Here is a 19,880-nt window from a genome sequence, read left to right on the forward strand (position 1 = left end):
CTACTGACATTTTTCAACGATCTAAGCGCGCTGCCCTGGCGCTCAATTTCACACCAAACCTTCACTCAGCGCTTGAAGGGTATTGACAGGAAGCTCACTTTTCAAGAGCACCTCAACCCGGTCACGGGTCTTCACGCATGGGGAATATGCCCATCACCGCCGGGTAGCTGCCGCTGCGCCCGCGACACCGACATCAGCACGCCCAGCGCCAGGCCCAGCGTGACCATGGCCGTGCCGCCATAGCTGATGAAAGGCAAAGGCACGCCCACCACCGGCAAAATGCCGCTGACCATGCCCATGTTCACGAACGCATAGGTGAAGAAGATCATGGCCACGGCAGCTGCCATCAGTCGGCCAAACAGCGAGTTGGCATTCATGGAAATGGCCAGCCCGCGCCAGACCAGCAGCAAAAAGCCGACGATGATGAAGAGATTGCCTATGAGACCGAATTCCTCGGAATAGGCGGCAAAGATGAAGTCGGTGGTGCGCTCGGGAATGAATTCCAGGTGGGTCTGCGTGCCAGCCATAAAACCCTTGCCCCAGACACCGCCCGAACCGATGGCGATCATGCCCTGAATGATGTGGAAGCCCTTGCCCAGAGGGTCGCGCGTGGGGTCCAGCAAGGTACAGACGCGAGTACGCTGATAGTCATGCAAAAAATACCAGCTCACGCCATCGGCACAGAGCTGGGGCTCAAACCAGACGATGAGGAAAATGCCGACCAGGGCCAGCAGCACGGGCGGCACGATGAGTTTCCAGGGCAGGCCGGCAAAAAAGATCACGGACAGACCGGCAGCCATCACCAGCAGCGAGGTGCCCAGATCGGGCTGCTTCATGATCAGGCCCACGGGCACCATCAGCAGCACAAAGGCGATGACAAAGTCCGATGCGCGCAGATTGCCCTCGCGGCGCTGGAACCACCAGGCCAGCATCAGCGGCGTGGCGATCTTCAAAAGCTCGGAGGGCTGAATCACCACTCCCACATTCACCCAGCGCGTGGCCCCCTTCTTGGTGATGCCGAACAGCGCCACCGCCACCAGCAACACCACACCCAGGGTGTAGAGCGGCACGGCCACCTTCATCAATTGCTGAGGGGATATCTGGGCCAGCACGAACAGCAGACCCGCCGCAATCAGCATATTGCGTCCGTGGTCCACAAAGCGCGTGCCGTGATCGAAGCCCGCCGAGTACATGGCCAGCAGCCCCGCACCCGCCAACATGGCGATAAAGAGAAGCAGCAGGAAATCAAAGCCGCGAAACAGCGGAACAATGCGTTGCAGCAGCGAGGGCTTATCGAATTCGATGGCGGACATGGGCCGCAATTATCGTGGGAGCCGACTGCCGTGCAGCTTGCAGGGTTGAGCTTTGCTGACGACTCAAGTCGACCCACGCTCATTCCCCCGCCATAGGCGTTCTCCCCTGATAGTCTTGGGGCAGACAGTCCACAATGACCGAGACTGAAGTGTTTTTTACCAGAGGAGATTGCCGCTATGACGACCACCCACCTGCTGTATCTGCATGGCTTTCGCTCCTCCCCTCAGTCCAACAAGGCACGCATCATGGCGGACTATGTGGGCGCCAGGCATTCCAAGGTACGCTGGTGGTGCCCTCAGCTGCCGCCCTCGCCGCGCGAAGCGGCGGCCGTGATCGCAGAGGGCATAGCCAACTGGCCACGCCAGAACATGGCCGTCATGGGCTCGTCGCTGGGCGGCTATTACGCCAGCTGGGTGGCCCAGTTGGCGCGCTGCAAGAGCGTGATGATCAACCCCGCCGTCAACCCGGCCCGCGACCTGGAAAAATACATCGGCGAGCAGTCCAGCTGGCATGACCCCGAGGAAACCTTCTTCTTTCGCCCCGAATACATTGAGGAATTGCGCCAGCTCGACACCCGCACCATGACGCCAGCAGCCCCCGAGATGGTGTTGATCGCCCAGGGCGACGAGGTGCTCGACTGGAACGAGATGAGCGAGCGCTACCCTCACGCCCTTCAATTGGTGCAAGAGGGCGGCGACCACGCCCTGAGCAACTTTGCCGAGTATCTGGACCGGATCGACGAATTTCTGGCCTTGGCCTGATCCCCTGGGCGACTCCATGCGCCCCCCAGGGAACGGCTGTATTGCTGCAGCGAGCCCCCTGTTCACGCCCCTGACCGCGGGGGCCGCGTCTGATATTGACCGATCTCAAGCATGAACTGAATCACTTCTGAGCACCGAATGTTCGGCTCGTGGGAAAATGCGCGGTTATGCACGCACTGTTTGAAGAAGCCGGCAAATTTCTGGCCGGGCGCATCCTCTCCGAAGCCGAATCCTCAGCCCAAGTCGAGCTGGACTCGGGCAAGCGGGTCAAGGTCAAGGCCGCCAATATCCTGCTCAAGTTCGAGAAGCCGGCTCCTGCCGAGTTGGTCGCTCAGGGCCAGGCCCAGGCCGCCGAGATCGATCTGGATCTGGCCTGGGAATTTGCGCCCGAGGAAGAGTTCGGCTTTGCCGACCTGGCGCGTGACTATTTTTCCGAATCCGCGACGCTGGCCCAGCAGGCCGGTGCGCTGTTCTGCCTGTACGACGCACCGCACTATTTCCGCCGTGCGGGCAAGGGCCGTTTCAAGAAGGCTCCTGCAGAAATCCTGCAGCAAGCCCTTGCCGCCATCGAGAAGAAAAAGCAGATTCAGGCACAGATCGACGCCTGGGCCGAGGAATTGGGCCGCGGCGAGTGCCCGCAGGCGATCCGCGAACAGCTCTACAAGATTCTGTTCAAGCCCGACAAGAACGCTCCCGAATACAAGGCCGTGGTCGATGCCAGCCGCGCCACCAAGCTGGCCCCGCTGGAGCTGCTGCACCGCGCAGGCGCCATCGACTCGTCCTACCAGTTCCACTGGAAGCGCTTCCTGTTCGACAACTTCCCCAAGGGCACAGGCTTCCCCTCCGTGCAGGCTCCCCAGCCACCGGCCGACCTGCCCGTGGCCGATGTACAGGCCTTCTCCATCGACGACTCGGCCACCACCGAAATCGACGATGCGCTGTCCGTCACGGGCCTGGGCACGGGCACCGTCACCGTGGGCATTCACATTGCCGCCCCCGGTCTGGCCATCACGCCCGGCGGCGAGCTGGACAAGCTGGGCCGTGCCCGCCTGTCCACCGTCTACATGCCCGGCTACAAGATCACCATGCTGCCCGACGACGTGGTGCATATCTACACGCTGGACGAGGGCCGCTCCAACCCTGCGGTTTCGTTGTATGTGCAGATCAACGAGGAGACGCTGGAGACTATCTCCAGCGAAACCCGACTCGAGCGCGTGCCCGTGGAAGTCAACTTCCGCTACGACAAGCTCGATCACATCGTCACCGAGGAATGGCTGACCGACTCCTCAATTCAGGTTGAAAACACGCCTGATTCCTTGCTGGGCAAGCGCAAGGAGCTCACCTTTTTGCAGCGCTGGTCCAAGTTCCTCAAGGCCAATCGCGAAGTGGTGCGCGGCAAGCCCGAGAACTTCAACCGTCCGGACTACAACTTCCGTCTCGTCGGCAATGACGGCGCCGAGCCCAATGGCAGCGAGCAGGTACAGATCACCGTGCGCAAGCGCGGCGCGCCGCTGGACCTGATCGTGGCCGAGGCCGCCATCGTGGCCAACAGCACCTGGGGACTGATGCTGGCCGAGCACGGTGTGCCCGGCATCTACCGCAGCCAGGCCAGCCTGGCACCTGGCGTCAAGGTACGCATGAGCACCAAGGCCTTGCCCCATGCCGGCATCGGCGTGAAAGCCTACTCCTGGGCAACATCCCCGCTGCGCCGCTATGTGGACCTTGTCAATCAGTGGCAGATCATTGCCTGCGCCCGTCATGGCAAGACGGCTGCCCTGGCCGCGCCCTTCAAGCCCAAGGACGCCGAGCTGTTCGGCATCATCAGCAGCTTTGACGGCGCCTACAGCGCCTACAACGGTTATCAGGCCGGCATGGAGCGTTTCTGGACGCTCAAGTATCTGGAGCAGAACGGCATCAGCGAACTGACGGCCAGCGTGTTCAAGGAAGGCCCCAACGGTTCCTTCCTGGTGCGCGCCGACAATCTGCCTCTGGTGCTGCCCGTACTGGGTGCGCAGAACCTGCCGCGCGGCGCCCATGTGCGCGTCAAGCTCGGCGAGATCGACGAGATCTCGCTGGACATCTCGGGCACGCTGATCGAACGCCTGGATGCAGGAGCCGAGGCCGAAAGCGAAGGTGAGGACAGCGGCGAGGACGATGACGACGCCGTGGCCGGTCCCATCTCCATTGCGGTGGACATGAACGACGCCGATCCTGCTGCAGACCAGCCAAAGTCCTGACCTCCACACCTCATCGCCCTGACGCTGCCGTGAAACTGCCCACCTCTCTTCGACGACTGAGTACGCTGCAGCTGGCGCTGGGCGTGTCCATCGCCGTCCATGCCGTGTTGCTGACCGTCCGCTTCGTGGACCCGGAACGCTTTGAGCGCGTGTTTCAGGACACGCCGCTGGAAGTGATCCTGGTCAACGCCCGCGCCAACGAGGTGCCGGACAAGGCGCAGGCCATCGCCCAGACATCGCTGGCTGGCGGCGGCGATGCAGACCAGGGCCGGGCCACCAGCCCCATGCCCTACTCGGCCCTGACGACGGTCGGCGACGATTTCGAGGAAAAACAGCGCCAGCTCGATGCCATGCAGGAGCAGCAGAACCAGTTGCTGACCCAGCTGCGCCAGCAAGTGGCCGCGCTGCCCCCCATAGACCCGCGGCTGAGCGCCGACAACAAGGCCCTGGAAGCCCAGGAAGAAAAGCGCTTGCAGCTCATCAAGCTGCTGGCCGAGATTGAAAAGCGCATCAACGAAGAGAACGCCCGCCCCAAGAAGCGCTATATCAGTCCCGCCACCAAGGAAGCCGTGTATGCCGTCTACTACGATGCGCTGCGCCGCAAGGTGGAAGACAAGGGCACAGAAAACTTCCCCGAGAACAAGGGCAAGAAGCTGTATGGCGAGCTGGTCATGATCCTGACCGTGAACCATGACGGCCGCGTGCTTTCCACCGAGGTTGTGCAGGGCTCGGGTAACCGCATGCTCGATACCCGCGCCGAGGCCATTGCCCGCGCCGCAGCCCCTTACGGCCACTTCGGCCCGGCCATGCGCACCAAGGCCGATCAGATCGCCGTCGTCTCGCGCTTCAGGTTCACACGCGAGCAGACACTGGAAACAGACATAAGGTGACCCCCTGTACCGCCTTCGGCGTCTTCCCCCGCTCTCGCATCGCTTCGCTTGCGGGCGGGGAACGCAGCCAGCGCGGCAGGACGGCCCTTGCGCGGCGGCCTTGGCTCAGGCTTGGCCGGTTTCGCAGGCCACTGCCCGACGCGTCCTCAACTCTGCTCAGCGATTTCCTTCAGCCTTTTTATGACAAATACGCTTGATGCCTACTGCGTCATGGGCAACCCCGTTGCCCACAGCCGCTCCCCCTGGATCCATGCCCGCTTTGCCGAGCTGACCGGCCAGCCCGTCAGCTATGACCGCGCCCTGGTGCCGCTGGATGGCTTTGCCGACTTTGTGCGCGACTTTGCCGCGCGCGGCGGCAAGGGTTGCAATGTGACCGTTCCCTTCAAGCTGCAGGCGGCCGAGCTGGCCACCAGCACCAGCGAGCGCGTGCGGCTGGCTGGTGCTGCCAATACGCTGGTATTCGGCGCCAACGGCATTCATGCCGACAACACCGATGGCCTGGGCATCGTGGCCGACATCACCCGCAATGCCGGTGTACCCATCGCCGGGCGTGATGTGCTGCTGCTTGGCGCGGGCGGCGCCGCCGCTGGAGCCCTGGGCTCTTTGCTGGAACAAAAGCCCCGCCGCCTAGTCGTGGTCAACCGCACTCATGCCAGGGCCCAAACGCTGATCCAGCAGCATGCGGCCATTGCCACACTACATAAAGTAGAGCTGGTAGCACTTGAAAGACAGGTGCTTGAGACCGATTTGACCCAAAATTTCGACATCATCATCAATGCCACAGCCAGCAGTTTGGCTGGGGCTGATGTGCCCGCGCCCGCCAGCGTGCTGCACGCACGCAGTCTGGCCTACGACATGATGTACGGCCCCGCCGCTCAGAATTTTCTGAGTTGGGCCAGCAGCCACGGCGCGCTGGCGCGTGATGGCCTGGGCATGCTGGTGGAGCAGGCCGCCGAGTCCTTTGCGCTATGGCGCGGCGTGCGTCCGCCCTCGGCACAAGTCTTGGCCGAGCTGCGTGCTCTGCTGCACGCCGAAGCCGCTCACTAAAACCTCGCCCCACCATGAAAGCTCTTGGCCGACTGCTGTTGCTGGTGCTTTGCGCCACCCTGCTGCTGCAATTGTTTTTTGTAGTACGCATCGCAGTCATGGCATGGCTGGATCCGGAGTCCACCAGCTATCAGCGCTCCGAAGCCTGGCAGCTTGCCCACAGCAGCGAAGGCCTGCGCTGGCGCCAGCAATGGGTAGACTACAGCCAGATCTCCAGCAACCTCAAGCGCGCGGTGATTGCCTCCGAAGATGCCGGCTTCATGGACCACCACGGCGTGGAATGGGATGCCGTTCAGAAGGCCTGGCAGCGCAACGCAAAAGCCGAGGCCAGGGCCACGCAGGCAGACAAAGCCGGAAGCAACACCAAGCCCGCCAAGGTCTATGGCGGCTCCACCATCACCCAGCAACTGGCCAAGAACCTGCTGCTGTCGGGTGAACGCAATTTTCTGCGCAAGGGCCAGGAGCTGGTGCTGGCGCAATTGCTGGAGCTGATGCTGAGCAAGCAGCGCATTCTGGAGATCTACCTCAACAACGTGGAATGGGGCCAGGGCGTGTTCGGCGCCGAGGCAGCCGCCCGGCATTACTTCCACAAGAGTGCCGCCCAGCTCAATGCGGCAGAGGCAGCACGACTTGCCGCCATGCTTCCGGCACCCAAGCGCTTCGAGAAAATGCCGCAATCGCGCTATCTGGCGCAGCGCAGCCGCACGATTGCGCGCTATATACCGATGGTGACACACCCTTGAGGCGCTTCGCCTGGGCGGCCCCGCACCTTCCCCCGAGCGGAAGGCAGCATCGCCGCGAGGCGGCTCTTGCTTGCTGTCACCCGCATGGAGCGTGAAGGTTTTGTACGAGGATAATCGACAGCCATGCGAATTCTAGGAATCGACCCTGGCCTGCAGACCACGGGCTTTGGCGTCATCGACATGGAAGGCCAGCGCCTGTCCTATGTGGCCAGCGGCACCATACGCACCAACAAGATGGAGCTCGGCGACCTGCCGGGTCGTCTCAAGGTGCTGTTCGACGGCATCTCCGAAGTCGCCTCACGCTACCAGCCCGAAGTGGCTGCCGTGGAAATCGTCTTCGTCAACGTCAACCCCCAGTCCACGCTACTGCTGGGCCAGGCCCGTGGTGCGGCGCTGACGGCCCTGGTCAACGCCAATCTTGCGGTTTCCGAATACACCGCCCTGCAGATGAAAAAAGCCGTGGTCGGCCACGGTCGCGCAGCCAAGAGCCAGATCCAGGAAATGGTCAAACGGCTGCTGCAACTGCCCGGCCTGCCCGGCACCGATGCCGCCGATGCGCTGGGACTGGCCATCACCCATGCCCATGCGGCGGCCGCCATGGGACTGATGGCCAAGTCCACCGATCTGCGCCGCAAGCAACATGCCATGTACCGTGGCGGACGGGTTTATTGAGTTCCTGGGGCGCCTATGCCACTGCCTGGCACCCCTGAGCTGGACTGCTTGCGGGACTTCCCAGATACAAAAAAGCTGCGGCACGCCACGGCTTTTCAGGGGGGTGTCACGGCTTAGTAATTGCCCAGCACCATGGAGGCAATCACACCGGAGGCAATGGCGACCAGCAGATAGTCGCCGCCGTTCTGAATCCAGTGATAGCCGCGCGGCGGGGCCGACAGGCGGTGGCCGCGCCAGTCATTCACCACATAGTGTTGGCTGCGGTATTGCGGCGGCACGCGACTGCCCTTGTACCAGTTGTGGTCGGGACCGCCGCCACGGCGACCATTGTCGTGATGATCGGCACGTCGGTCGTCGCGCCTGTCATAGCGCTGCTCATGCCGGCCACGATCATCATGGCGACCGCCATGGCGCATGTCCTGCGCTCCATGTCCATTGCCGCGACCGGGCGGCGGGCCGGGCTGCGCCTGGGCGGCCAGACTGCCCAGACCCAGGCAGGCGGCAACCGAGGCAGAAAGAATGCGGGTAGTCAAACGGGACATGGAGACTCCTTTGTCGAATTGTTTCGGTCAACAAGGTGTGCGGCCGGTCATGGCGGCCGCAGCAGATCCATCTTTACCCAATTTCGGCGCCGCAAGAAGTGAACAACTGCCGATTTACCACTTTTTGCGTGCTGTTTACAGAACAGAAACCTATGAAACGCCGAGCCGGATTTGGCAAGCCGCTATCAATACTCATCAGTTCTCAGATGATGCGCCCGACAAACATCACGGCAAAAAAGGCCAGACCGGCGATCACCGTCCACTTGAACAGCAAGAAACCCAGGCGCTTGTAGTGCGCCTTGCCGGTTCCCAGATAGAAGGTAAAGCTCAATGCCGAAGCCAGAATCAGCAAGGTGGCCAGCCAGCGAAAGATCAGCATGGAGGTCTCGCTCACCAGGCCTGGGCGGGCATGGCAAAGCCCTGAGGGGCCTGGCGCTCGCTCTCGAAGGTCACTAGCTCCCAGGTCTCAGGCTGCTCTATCATTGCGCGCAGCAGCTTGTTGTTGAGGCCGTGACCCGAGCGAAAGGCGCTGTAGGCACCGAGAATGGGCTTGCCGATCAGATACAGATCGCCGATCGCGTCAAGGATCTTGTGCTTGGCAAACTCGTCGTCATAGCGCAGGCCGTCGCTGTTCAGGACCTTGTAGTCGTCCATGACGATGGCGTTGTCCAGCCCCCCGCCCAGTGCCAGGCCGTTGTTGCGCAGCATTTCCACATCCTTGGTGAAGCCGAAGGTGCGGGCGCGGGCGATGTCGCGTGTGTAGTTGTCCAGACCCATGTCGAACTCCACGCACTGCCCCGTGGAGTCCACGGCAGGGTGAGCGAAGTCGATCTCGAAGCGCAGCTTGAAGCCGTGGTAGGGATCGAAGCGCGCCCACTTGAGATTCTGTCCTTCGCCTTCGCGCACCTCGATCGGGCTCTTGATGCGGATGAAGCGTTTGGGAGCCTTCTGCAACTCGATTCCGGCGCTTTGCAGCAGAAACACGAACGAGGACGAGGAACCATCGAGAATCGGCACCTCTTCGGCCGTGATGTCCACGTAGAGGTTGTCGATTCCCAGACCGGCGATGGCCGACATCAGGTGCTCTACCGTATGCACCTTGGCACCGCCGCTGCCGATGGTCGAGGCCATGCGCGTATCGGTCACGGCCTCGGCGGAAATAGGGATATCCACAGGCTCAGGCAAGTCCACGCGACGGAACACGATGCCGGTATCAGGCTGGGCAGGGCGCAGCGTCAACTCGACACGCTGGCCGCTGTGCAGGCCCACGCCTACGGCACGGGAAATGGTCTTGATGGTACGTTGCTGAAGCATGCTGGTATTTTAAATGGGACAACCCCGAGCCAGCTTACGCCGACCCAGGGTTGTCTTAATCGCTGCGATACAGCGAACTGATGGGCCGTCAGTCCTTAACGAACCAAAGGCCTTTGCGGCTGACCTCTCAAATACTGGCGAGCACCAACTCAGAGATGCCGAGCAAGGGCCGCCCCCGCAGCGATGGCGTCGTCCCCCTCCTGCGAAGCGAGAGAGGGGGAAGCGGTGCAGCCGCTCAGGGGGTGTCGGGCTGTCAGTCCGCCTGCTTGCGCAGAAAGGCCGGGATCTCCACATCATCCATGCCGCCAGACGCCAGCGCGCTCACGCGCTCCGAAGCCTGGGTACGGTTGGTGCGCCAGACGCTGGGCACATTGGTGTTGGCCGTGCCGTATTCCATGCCGCCCAGGGGAGGCAGGCCCACGGCCACGTTGTCGGTACCGGTACGCAGACCGCCCTGCACCACCTGGATGTTCTGGCGACGCACATTGGGACGCGACAGGCCGGTGGCCACCACGGTCACGCGGATCTCGTCGCCCAACGAGTCATCGTAGGCTGCGCCATAGATCACGTGGGCATCGGGAGACGCGTAGGCATTGATGGTGGACATGGCCAGACGCGACTCGGACAGCTTGAGGCTACCCTTGGCGGCAGTCACCAGCACCAGCACGCCCTTGGCGCCGGACAGATCGATGCCTTCCAGCAGCGGGCAGGCCACGGCCTGCTCGGCAGCGATACGGGCACGATCGGGACCGGCGGCCTTGGCCGTGCCCATCATGGCCTTGCCGGGCTCGCCCATCACGGTGCGCACGTCTTCAAAGTCGACGTTCACATGGCCGTACTCGTTGATGATTTCGGCAATGCCGCCCACGGCGTTCTTCAGAACGTCATTGGCATGGGCAAAAGCCTCGTCCTGGGAGATATCGTCGCCCAGCACATCGAGCAGCTTTTCGTTGAGCACAACGATCAGCGAGTCCACATTCGCCTCCAGCTCGGCCAGGCCGGCGTCAGCGTTCTGCATGCGGCGGCCGCCTTCCCACTCGAAAGGCTTGGTCACCACACCCACCGTCAGAATGCCCATTTCCTTGGCCACTCGTGCGATCACAGGCGATGCACCGGTACCCGTACCACCACCCATGCCTGCCGTAATGAAGAGCATGTGCGCGCCTTCGATGGCAGCGCGAATATCTTCCACAGCAGCTTCCGCAGCATCGCGGCCCTTGTCGGGCTTGCTGCCAGCACCCAGGCCGCTGCCACCCAGATGGATGGTGCGGTGAGCGCGGCTGCGCAACAGAGCTTGAGCATCGGTATTGGCCGTAATGAATTCGACGCCCTGAACGCTGCGTTCAATCATGTGGTCGACGGCGTTGCCGCCGCCGCCGCCGACGCCGATCACCTTGATCTGCGTGCCTTGGTTGAATTCTTCGGTTTCAATCATGTCGATAGGCATGGTGGTGCTCCTGTTCTCTAGTGGTGGTTTGTCGCTGCTGTGGAAAAGAAATTTCGAACTCTTGAGGTCTTCGCGGTCTTCGTCGTCGATACCGCGAAAAATCCATCTGTGGTGGCCCGGTGATGAACATGCGATAAGTGCTCATATCAGAAGTTCCCCACGATGAAGTCTTTGAACCGGCCAAAGGCGGTCTTCATGGAACCGCTCTTCTGGGCCACCTTGTAGCCACGCAGACGTGCCAGGCGTGCTTCATCGAGCAGGCCCATCACCGTGGCGGCACGGGGCTGGGCGACCATGTCGGCCAGCGCACCGGAATATTTGGGAAGCCCGCGACGCACGGGCTTGAGGAAGATGTCTTCGCCCAGCTCGATCATCCCGGGCATGACGGCGCTACCGCCCGTGAGCACGATGCCCGAGGACAGCACTTCTTCGTAGCCCGATTCGCGGATGACCTGCTGCACCAGCGAGAAGATCTCTTCCACGCGGGGCTCGATCACACCAGCCAGCGCCTGCTTGCTGATCATGCGCGGGCTGCGGTCGCCCAGGCCCGGCACTTCAACCTGGGCATCGGGATCGGCCAGCAACTGCTTGGCATAGCCGCTCTCGACCTTGATGTCCTCGGCATCCTTGGTGGGGGTACGCAAGGCCATGGCAATGTCGCTGGTGATCAGGTCGCCGGCAATCGGGATCACGGCCGTGTGGCGAATCGCACCGCCGGTGAAGATGGCCACATCGGTCGCGCCCGCGCCGATATCCACCACGGCCACGCCCAGCTCGCGCTCGTCGTCGGTCAGCACGGCCTGGGCCGATGCCAGCGGGTTGAGCAGCAACTGCTCGACTTCCAGGCCGCAGCGGCGTACGCATTTGATGATGTTCTCGGCCGCGCTCTGGGCGCCGGTCACGATATGGATCTTGGCTTCAAGGCGAATGCCGCTCATGCCGATGGGCTCGCGCACCTCGTGGCCGTCGATGACGAACTCCTGCGCCTCAACCAGCAGCAGGCGCTGGTCGGACGAGATATTGATGGCCTTGGCGGTTTCCATCACGCGGGCCATATCGGTGGACGAGACTTCCTTGTCCTTGATGGCCACCATGCCGCTGGAATTCAGACCGCGGATATGGCTGCCCGTAATGCCGGTGCACACTCGCTGGATCTTGCAATCCGCCATCAGCTCGGCCTCTTTGAGCGCCTGCTGGATGCTCTGCACGGTCGCGTCGATGTTCACGACCACGCCGCGCTTCAAGCCGTTGCTGGGGGCTACGCCCAGGCCTGCCAGCTTGAGCTCGCCATTGGACATGACCTCGGCCACCACCGCCATGACCTTGGCCGTGCCGATATCCAGCCCAACAATCACATCCTTGTATTCTCTTGCCATATCAGCTTCCGCCCCCGGTAGGTTCTGTCTTGTCTTTGTGTGCGCCTTGCATGTCTGTTCCCCTGCTCCCGCTTATCGTCTGGCCCTGGCAGCAGTTGCCGGCGCGGAGGTTCCAGTGGTCACGCCCTTGAGTCGCAAGGCATAGCCGTCTTCGTAACGCAGGTCTGCAGACTCCAGTGCCGCAGCCGAGCGCTTGTATTGAGAGGTGATCTGAGGCAGCGTGCGCACAAAGCGCTGCACGCGCTGCAATATGTCTTCGGTCGTGCCGCCGCCCAGTTCCAGCAGCGCATCGTTGTCCAGCACCAGCGTCCAACTGCCACGCGCATCCAGAGTCAGGCTGTCCAGCGCCACATCAAGCGGCTTCAAGGCCGGCTCCAGTGCTCGATACATCTGCAGAACACGCGGGGCCGAGCCCTCGGGGCCTTGCAGACGCGGCAGACCTTCGCGGTCCAGTTCGCCCAGATTGGCTTCAAACACTTCGCCGGCCTTGTTGACCAGACCGGTACCGGTCTCAGCCCCCCAGAAGGCCTCGGCCACATGCTCCTTGAGCGCAACGCGCAAGCCGTTCGGATATTCGCGGCGCACCTGAGCCTCCTGCACCCAGGGCACTTGCTCGAATGCATGCTGGGCCGCCTTCAGGTCCACGGTGAAGAAGTTGCCTTTGAGCACTGGCGCCACATTGGCGCGCAGCGTCACGGCGTTGTTATGCACCAGCTCGCCTTCCACCACGATGCGACCGATATTGAAGGCCGGAGTTCGCATCAACCACCACCCCACGGCCATCACGCACGCCGTCAAGCAGCCCATGAACATCACCGTGGCAGTGATGTTCATGAGCTTGACGTCGAACGGGACGACGGCTGTGGGCTGGTTGCGGTTCATGGCTGCTCCGCTTCTCCATCCAGCGTGCTCATGGCCAGGATGCCAAGGCACAGGTTTTCGTAGCTCACGCCGGAAGCGCGCGCAGCCATGGGGACGAGAGAATGCCCCGTCATGCCTGGAGAGGTATTGATCTCCAGCAAGAAAGGCTTGCGGTCGCTGGCGCGAATCATGATGTCGGCACGCGCCCAGCCACGGCAGCCCAGGGTGCGGAAGGCTTTCTCCACAATGCGCTGGATCTCTGCCTCCTCGGCAGCCGGCAGGCCGCTAGGGCAGTGATACTGCGTGGTATCTGTGAAGTACTTGTTCTGGTAGTCGTAGTTGCCTTCGGGCGCAACGATTCGGATCACCGGCAGCGCAGCGGCCTTGGCACCCGTGCCCAGCACGGGGCAGGTGGTCTCGTCACCGGCAATGAACTGCTCGCACAGCACTTCTGCGTCGTACTGGGCCGCCAGCTCGTAGGCCTTGGCGCATTCGTCGGCATTCATCACCTTGGTCAGGCCGATGCTGGATCCGTCGCGTGCGGGCTTGACGATCATGGGAGCGCCCAGGGCCTGCAACGCGTCACGGGTGGCTTCGGCCGAATCGACCATGCGCCAGTCCGGCGTGGGCAGGCCTTCAAAGCGCCAGATGCGCTTGGTCATGATCTTGTCCATGGCGATGCTGGAAGCCATCACGCCCGAACCCGTATAGGGAATGTCCAGCAACTCCAGTGCACCCTGCACCGTGCCGTCCTCACCGTAGCGACCATGCAGCGCGATGAAGCAGCGGTCAAAGCCTTGCACCTTGAGCTGGTCCAGCCCCTGTTCGGCGGGGTCGAACTTGTGGGCATCGACACCCTTGGACTGCAGTGCGGCCAGCACACCAGTGCCGGACATCAGCGAGACCTCGCGTTCAGACGAGCGACCGCCCATGAGCACGGCGACCTTGCCCAGTGCCTTCACGTCGATATTTGTACCAAACATGCTCATTGCGCGCTCCCTGCGGGCGCAGCCAGCTCTTGTTTCTGAAGCATTTCAACCAATTTCCCAGGCACGGCGCCAATCGATCCGGCCCCCATGCACAGCAATACATCGCCCGCTTGCGCATTGGCAGCGATGGCTGCCGGCATATCGGCAATGTTTTCCACAAATACAGGCTCGACCTTGCCGGCCACACGCAAGGCGCGAGCCAGGGAACGACCGTCTGCAGCCACGATGGGGGCCTCGCCCGCGGCATAGACCTCGGCCAGCAGCACCGAGTCGGCGCTGCCGATGACCTTCACAAAGTCCTCGAAACAGTCGCGTGTGCGGCTGTAGCGGTGTGGCTGGAAGGCCAGCACCAGGCGCTGCCCCGGGAAGGCACCGCGTGCCGCAGCCAGCGTGGCAGCCATTTCCACGGGGTGATGACCGTAGTCGTCGATGACGGTGAAAGTGCCTCCATTGGCAGCAGGCAGTTCGCCATAGCGCTGGAAGCGCCGTCCCACGCCCTTGAAGCCCTCCAAGGCGCGCAGCAGCGCCTCGTCGGAAATTTCGAGTTCCATGGCCACTGCTACGGCAGACAAGGCGTTGAGCACGTTGTGCTCGCCAGGCAGGCTCAGCACGACTTCGAGATCGGGGTAACTCTGGCCGTTCTGGCGGCGCACGGTAAAGCGCATGCGACCGGCTTCGGCACACACGTTCACGGCGCGCACCTGGGCATCTTCGGCAAAGCCGTAGGTCGTGACCGGACGCGCCAGCTTGGGCAGGATCTCGCGCACGGCAGGGCTGTCGACGCAGAGGATGGCGCGCCCGTAAAACGGCATGCGATGCAGAAAGTCGACAAAGGCCTGCTTCAGACGGCCAAAGTCATGACCGTAGGTTTCCATGTGATCGGCGTCGATATTGGTGACGACGGCCATCACAGGCAGCAGGTTCAGGAAGGAGGCATCGGACTCGTCGGCCTCGACCACGATGTAGTCGCCCTGGCCCAGCTTGGCATTCGCACCGGCGCTGTTGAGCTTGCCGCCGATCACGAAGGTGGGGTCCAGACCGGCTTCGGCCAGCACACTGGTCACCAGGCTGGTGGTGGTGGTCTTGCCATGCGCGCCGGCAATGGCGATGCCCTGCTTGAAACGCATCAGCTCGGCGAGCATCAGCGCACGGGGAACCACAGGAATCTTTTTCTCGCGCGCAGCCAGGACCTCGGGGTTGTCGCCCTGCACGGCCGTGGACGTCACCACGGCATCGCTGCCAACAACGTTCTCGGCCGTGTGACCGACAAAGGTCTTGATACCCAGGCCCGCCAGGCGACGCAGCGTGGCGCTGTCGGCAAGATCAGAGCCTGAAATGGCGTAACCCAGGTTGTGCAGAACCTCTGCAATACCGCTCATGCCGGCGCCGCCAATACCGACAAAGTGAATGTGATGAATGGCGTGTTTCATGCTGCCAACTCCTCACAAGCGGCGACCACCTTCGCGGTGGCATCAGTCTTTTGCATTTTCTTCGCGAGTTCAGCGCGCTCCAACAGCGTCGCACGCTGCATATTTTGTAGCATTTCCGCCAACCCTTGGGCGCTCAAAGTACTTTGCGGCTGTAACCAACCGCCACCGGCGTCCACCAGAAAGCGCGCATTGCTGGTCTGGTGGTCATCCACTGCCGCCGGAAACGGTACATAGACCGCTGCTGCGCCCACGGCGGCAATCTCGGTCACGGTGCTGGCACCGGCACGGCAGACGATGAGGTCGGCATCGGCAAAGGCCTTGGCCGTGTCATCGATGAAGGGGGCCAGCTCGGCCTGTACGCCTGCAGCCTGATAGTTGGCACGCAGCGCATCGATCTGTGCCGCTCCGCTCTGGTGCAGCACCACGGGGCGTTGCCCGGCGGGCATCAGGGCCAGAGCCTGGGGCACGATCTCATTGAGCGCCCTGGCTCCCAGGCTGCCGCCCACTACCAGCAGCTTGAGCGGGCCGCTGCGGCCGGCAAAGCGCTGGGCTGGCTCGGCCTGCTCCAGAAACGCTTGACGCAGCGGATTGCCCACCCATTCACCCTTGGCAAATACCTTGGGGAAAGCCGTGAACACTCGCTTGGCCACCTTGGCCACGACCTTGTTGGCCATGCCGGCCACGGAGTTCTGTTCGTGCAGTACCACGGGCACGCCGGACAGGGCAGCCATCAACCCACCGGGCACGGTGAGATAGCCGCCCAGACCGATGACCACATCGGGCTGCACACGCCTGACGACACTGCGCGCCTGCGCAAAGGCCTTGCTCAGCTTGAAGGGCAGCTGCAGCAATGTCTTTACGCCCTTGCCGCGCACGCCGCCGAACTCGATGGTCTCCAGTGCAAAGCCCTGCGGCGGCACGATGCGCGACTCCATGGATCCGGGCGCGCCCAGCCAGTGCACATTCCAGCCGCGCGCGCGCAACTCCTGCGCCACGGCCAACCCGGGGAAGATATGGCCGCCGGTTCCGCCGGCAATCACCAGCGCGGTGCGCTGCCTGTTTTGCTGAACGGGGAGCGTCATGCGTGACCTCCCTTCATCAGCAGCTTGTTTTCGTAATCGACTCGGAGCACCACAGCTATCGCAATCAAATTCATCAAAATGGCCGAACCGCCAAAACTCATTAACGGCAGAGTCAGACCTTTGGTTGGCAGGGCGCCCAGATTCACACCCATGTTGATAAAGGCCTGGAAGCCCATCCAGATCGCCACGCCCTCGGCCACCAGCCCGGCAAAGACACGGTCCAGCGCAATGGCCTGACGGCCGATCAGCATGATGCGGCGGGTCAACCAGAAGAAGACGGCAGCAATCAGCAGCAGGCCGACCAGACCAAATTCTTCGCCGATCACGGCCAGCAGAAAGTCGGTATGCGCTTCGGGCAGCCAGTGCAGCTTTTCCACGCTGCGGCCCAGGCCCACGCCAAAGATCTCGCCCCGCCCGATGGCAATCAGCGCATGCGAGAGCTGATAGCCCTTGCCCAGCGCATGCTTCTCATCCCAGGGATCGAGGTAGGCAAAAATACGTTCGCGGCGCCACTCCGAGGTGGCGATGATCATGCCGAAGGCCAGCACCACCAGCAGCGCGATGATGAAGAACATGCGCGCGTTCACGCCGCCCAGGAACAGAATGCCCATGGAGATCACGACGATCACCATGAAGGCCCCCATGTCTGGCTCGGCCAGCAGCAGCACGCCCACCACGACCACGGCCAGGCCCATGGGCAGCACGGCGCGGAAGAAGCGCTCCTTGACCTCCATCTTGCGCACCATGTAGTCGGCCGCGTAGATCAGGATGGAGAACTTGGCCAGCTCGGAAGGCTGGAAGTTCATGATGCCCAGCGACAGCCAGCGCCGCGCGCCGTTGACCACCGTGCCCACATGCGGGATCAGCACCGCCATCAGCAACACGATGGAGATCAGAAACAGCTTGCGCGCCACCTTCTCCCAGACATTCATGGGCACCTGGAAAGCCAGCAGCGCGGCCACAAAGGCCATGCCTATCGACATGGTGTGGCGCAGCAGAAAGTGATAGGGCTCGATCTTGCCGAAGCGGGGATTGTCCGGCATCGCAATCGATGCCGAATACACCATGACCAGACTCCAGGACAGCAAGGCGATGACGACCCAGATCAATGCCTGATCCAGCCCCAGTACACTGGCCGGAGTACGGGTGGGACGGTCGTACAGCGGCCCACCTACGCGCACAGGCAGCACGTCGATGGGCCGTTCCTCTGCGCTGCGGAACCACGAGCGCATGCGGCCGGAGAGGCTGGTCAGGAAGGCGGCTGTCATGCGCCGTCCTCCAGTTGCTGGCCGGCTTCCAGCGCCAGCTCGCGCACCGCTTCCACAAACTGGTGGGCGCGGTCCGCGTAGTCCTTGAACATGTCCATGCTCGCACAGGCCGGCGAGAGCAGCACCGCATCATTGGCATGGGCCAGGCGCGCGGCCTGCTGCACGGCGTCCTGCATGCTTGCAGCATCGACCAGGCTCACGCCGGTGTCGCCCAGAGCCTCGCGAATCTGCGGCGCATCCTGGCCGATCAGCACAGCCGCACGCACATAGCGCGAGACGGGGGCGGCCAGTGGCGTGAAGTCCTGGCCCTTGCCCAGACCGCCCAGAATCACCACGATGCGGTGGTCCGGCCCCAGGCCCATGAGGGCTGCCACGGTGGCGCCCACGTTCGTGCCCTTGCTGTCGTCAAAGTATTCGACATCGCCCACCCGGCCCACGGGCTGCACGCGGTGCGGCTCGCCCCGGTATTCGCGCAGGCCGTAGAGCAGCGGTGCCAGCGTGCATCCCGCGCCGGTCGCCAGCGCCAGGGCCGACAGCGCATTGATGGCGTTGTGGCGGCCGCGGATGCGCAGCGCATCGGCGGGCATCAGGCGCACGATGTGCAGATCGTCTGCGTTCTTGCCCTTGCTGGTTTCGTCGGCCTCATGGGCGCGCACCAGCCAGGTCATGCCGTTGACCACCTCCAGACCGAAGTCGCCGGGGCGGCGCGGCATGTCGCCGCCAAAGGTGACATGGGCACGCTGGAAAGTCTTACCGCGCTTGCCGGGCACCGCCACGGGCGCGGGCAGCATGGCCATGACGACGGGGTCTTCGCGGTTGAGGACCATCAGAGCCTGTTCGCCAAAGACATGGGCCTTGGCATCGGCATAGGCCTGCATGCCACCATGCCAGTCCAGATGGTCCTGGGTGATATTGAGCACCGTGGCTGCCGTGGGCTCGAAGCCGCGGCAGTCGTCGAGCTGGAAGCTGGACAGCTCCAGCACCCAGGCTTGGGGCAGAGTCTCGGCATCGATGCGACCGGACAGGGTGTCGAGCAGCGAAGGACCGATATTGCCGGCCACGCCCACGCTCAATCCGCCATGCTCCAGCAGCTGACCGGTCAGTGAGGTGACCGTGGTCTTGCCGTTGGTGCCGGTGATGCCCAGCACCTTGGGCGCATAGCCATGGGCTTCGCGCAGGCCCTTGAGCGCAAAGGCAAACAGGTCCAGTTCGCCGCCCGTGGGCAAGCCGATGCTGCGCGCGGCATTGAAGACCGGAGCAACGCTGGCCGGGCTCAGACCCGGCGAACGATAGACGGAGCTCAGGCTCTGGCCATCGACCAGAGCAGCCGTGAATGCGCCGGCGACAAAGCGCACGCCGGGCAGTTCGGCCTGCAGCGCAGGCAGATAGGGCGGGGCTTCGCGCGTGTCAGCCACGGTGACGTCGGCACCGGCACGCACGCACCAGCGTGCCATGGCGATGCCCGAGATACCCAGACCCAGAATCAGCACGCGCTGGCCCTGCAGGTGCTGGGCTGCGCCTTGCGGCCAATGCACGGGGACAGGTGGCAGCTCCACCACTTCTTCCAGCCCGGCTTCGGGCTGCGACTCGACTTCGGTCACTTCGGCATCGGCCGCATCGGAGATGCTGGGGTCGGCAAAGATCTGTGCCACAAAGGCGGCCGCATCCCTGGCAGCCGTCAAGGTGGAGATATCGGGCACCGGCTCGGCATCCAGCGTCTTGGCGATGATGGCTGGCGCTTCCATTTCAGGAGCTTCTTGCGCTTGCTCCTGAATCACTTCAGACATACTTCCATCTAAAATGCTTTGCAGATCAGCGATAGGCGCTTGCGTTTGCATAGCACCCTCTCCCGCATCCACATCCGGCTGCAGAAGCTGATCGTCGAGCTTGAGGTCTTCGTCTTGCAT

General features: G+C 62.9%; 18 protein-coding genes. 6 read left to right on the forward strand and 12 right to left on the reverse strand.

Annotated elements, in window-relative coordinates:
* Positions 1-131 precede the first annotated feature (131 nt).
* On the reverse strand, positions 132-1,313 hold the full coding sequence (gene rodA, locus CTR2_RS23890; protein WP_003068946.1) for a rod shape-determining protein RodA: 1,182 nt from the start codon (positions 1,311-1,313) through the stop codon (positions 132-134).
* A 177-nt stretch (positions 1,314-1,490) separates the two neighbouring features.
* Between rodA and CTR2_RS23895 the strand changes: the two genes are divergently transcribed.
* From CTR2_RS23895 to ruvC, 6 genes are all read left to right on the forward strand, one after another.
* A complete protein-coding gene (locus CTR2_RS23895) occupies positions 1,491-2,075 on the forward strand; it encodes a YqiA/YcfP family alpha/beta fold hydrolase (RefSeq protein WP_003068947.1) in 585 nt (194 codons plus the stop codon).
* Positions 2,076-2,242: 167 nt separating this feature from the next.
* A complete protein-coding gene (locus tag CTR2_RS23900) occupies positions 2,243-4,312 on the forward strand; it encodes a ribonuclease catalytic domain-containing protein (RefSeq protein WP_087080444.1) in 2,070 nt (689 codons plus the stop codon).
* 29 nt (positions 4,313-4,341) lie between these two features.
* On the forward strand, positions 4,342-5,202 hold the full coding sequence (locus tag CTR2_RS23905) for an energy transducer TonB (protein ID WP_087080442.1): 861 nt from the start codon (positions 4,342-4,344) through the stop codon (positions 5,200-5,202).
* Between the two features lie 180 nt (positions 5,203-5,382).
* The gene (gene aroE, locus CTR2_RS23910; protein ID WP_087080440.1) at positions 5,383-6,249 is read left to right on the forward strand and encodes a shikimate dehydrogenase; all 867 of its coding nucleotides are present in this window, start codon (positions 5,383-5,385) and stop codon (positions 6,247-6,249) included.
* A 14-nt stretch (positions 6,250-6,263) separates the two neighbouring features.
* Complete coding sequence (gene mtgA / locus CTR2_RS23915) at positions 6,264-6,992, forward strand: monofunctional biosynthetic peptidoglycan transglycosylase (RefSeq protein WP_087080438.1); 729 nt, start codon at positions 6,264-6,266, stop codon at positions 6,990-6,992.
* A 123-nt stretch (positions 6,993-7,115) separates the two neighbouring features.
* Positions 7,116-7,664, forward strand: a complete 549-nt coding sequence (ruvC, locus tag CTR2_RS23920) for a crossover junction endodeoxyribonuclease RuvC (RefSeq protein ID WP_003068955.1) — start codon at positions 7,116-7,118, stop codon at positions 7,662-7,664.
* Between the two features lie 113 nt (positions 7,665-7,777).
* Here the strand turns inward: ruvC and CTR2_RS23925 are convergent, their stop codons facing one another.
* The 11 genes from CTR2_RS23925 to murD all read right to left on the reverse strand — a co-directional run bounded on the left by CTR2_RS23925 (position 7,778) and on the right by murD (position 19,880).
* Positions 7,778-8,206 (reverse strand): RcnB family protein, encoded by a 429-nt coding sequence (locus CTR2_RS23925; protein WP_087080436.1) that lies wholly within the window; start codon positions 8,204-8,206, stop codon positions 7,778-7,780.
* A 202-nt stretch (positions 8,207-8,408) separates the two neighbouring features.
* Positions 8,409-8,585 carry a hypothetical protein gene (locus CTR2_RS23930; protein WP_176391581.1) on the reverse strand — a complete coding sequence of 59 codons (177 nt, stop codon included), beginning with the start codon at positions 8,583-8,585 and terminating at the stop codon, positions 8,409-8,411.
* An 11-nt stretch (positions 8,586-8,596) separates the two neighbouring features.
* Positions 8,597-9,520 (reverse strand): UDP-3-O-acyl-N-acetylglucosamine deacetylase, encoded by a 924-nt coding sequence (lpxC, locus tag CTR2_RS23935; RefSeq protein ID WP_003068962.1) that lies wholly within the window; start codon positions 9,518-9,520, stop codon positions 8,597-8,599.
* Between the two features lie 253 nt (positions 9,521-9,773).
* A complete protein-coding gene (gene ftsZ / locus CTR2_RS23940; protein ID WP_003051295.1) occupies positions 9,774-10,967 on the reverse strand; it encodes a cell division protein FtsZ in 1,194 nt (397 codons plus the stop codon).
* A 146-nt stretch (positions 10,968-11,113) separates the two neighbouring features.
* Positions 11,114-12,343 carry a cell division protein FtsA gene (gene ftsA, locus CTR2_RS23945; protein ID WP_003051293.1) on the reverse strand — a complete coding sequence of 410 codons (1,230 nt, stop codon included), beginning with the start codon at positions 12,341-12,343 and terminating at the stop codon, positions 11,114-11,116.
* Positions 12,344-12,415: 72 nt separating this feature from the next.
* Positions 12,416-13,225, reverse strand: coding sequence for a cell division protein FtsQ/DivIB (locus CTR2_RS23950; RefSeq protein WP_003068968.1), 810 nt, complete (start codon positions 13,223-13,225; stop codon positions 12,416-12,418).
* Positions 13,222-14,193, reverse strand: coding sequence for a D-alanine--D-alanine ligase (locus CTR2_RS23955; protein WP_087080433.1), 972 nt, complete (start codon positions 14,191-14,193; stop codon positions 13,222-13,224). Before CTR2_RS23955 ends, CTR2_RS23950 begins: the two co-directional genes overlap by 4 nt.
* A complete protein-coding gene (gene murC / locus CTR2_RS23960; RefSeq protein WP_087080431.1) occupies positions 14,190-15,623 on the reverse strand; it encodes a UDP-N-acetylmuramate--L-alanine ligase in 1,434 nt (477 codons plus the stop codon). The genes CTR2_RS23955 and murC overlap by 4 nt, the downstream gene beginning before the upstream one ends.
* Positions 15,620-16,705, reverse strand: coding sequence for an undecaprenyldiphospho-muramoylpentapeptide beta-N-acetylglucosaminyltransferase (gene murG / locus CTR2_RS23965; RefSeq protein ID WP_087080429.1), 1,086 nt, complete (start codon positions 16,703-16,705; stop codon positions 15,620-15,622). The genes murC and murG overlap by 4 nt, the downstream gene beginning before the upstream one ends.
* On the reverse strand, positions 16,702-17,973 hold the full coding sequence (gene ftsW, locus CTR2_RS23970; RefSeq protein ID WP_087080427.1) for a putative lipid II flippase FtsW: 1,272 nt from the start codon (positions 17,971-17,973) through the stop codon (positions 16,702-16,704). Before ftsW ends, murG begins: the two co-directional genes overlap by 4 nt.
* On the reverse strand, positions 17,970-19,880 hold the full coding sequence (gene murD, locus CTR2_RS23975; RefSeq protein WP_087080425.1) for a UDP-N-acetylmuramoyl-L-alanine--D-glutamate ligase: 1,911 nt from the start codon (positions 19,878-19,880) through the stop codon (positions 17,970-17,972). Before murD ends, ftsW begins: the two co-directional genes overlap by 4 nt.

Source organism: Comamonas thiooxydans, from assembly GCF_002157685.2.
Classification (GTDB): Bacteria; Pseudomonadota; Gammaproteobacteria; order Burkholderiales; family Burkholderiaceae_C; genus Comamonas; species Comamonas testosteroni_H.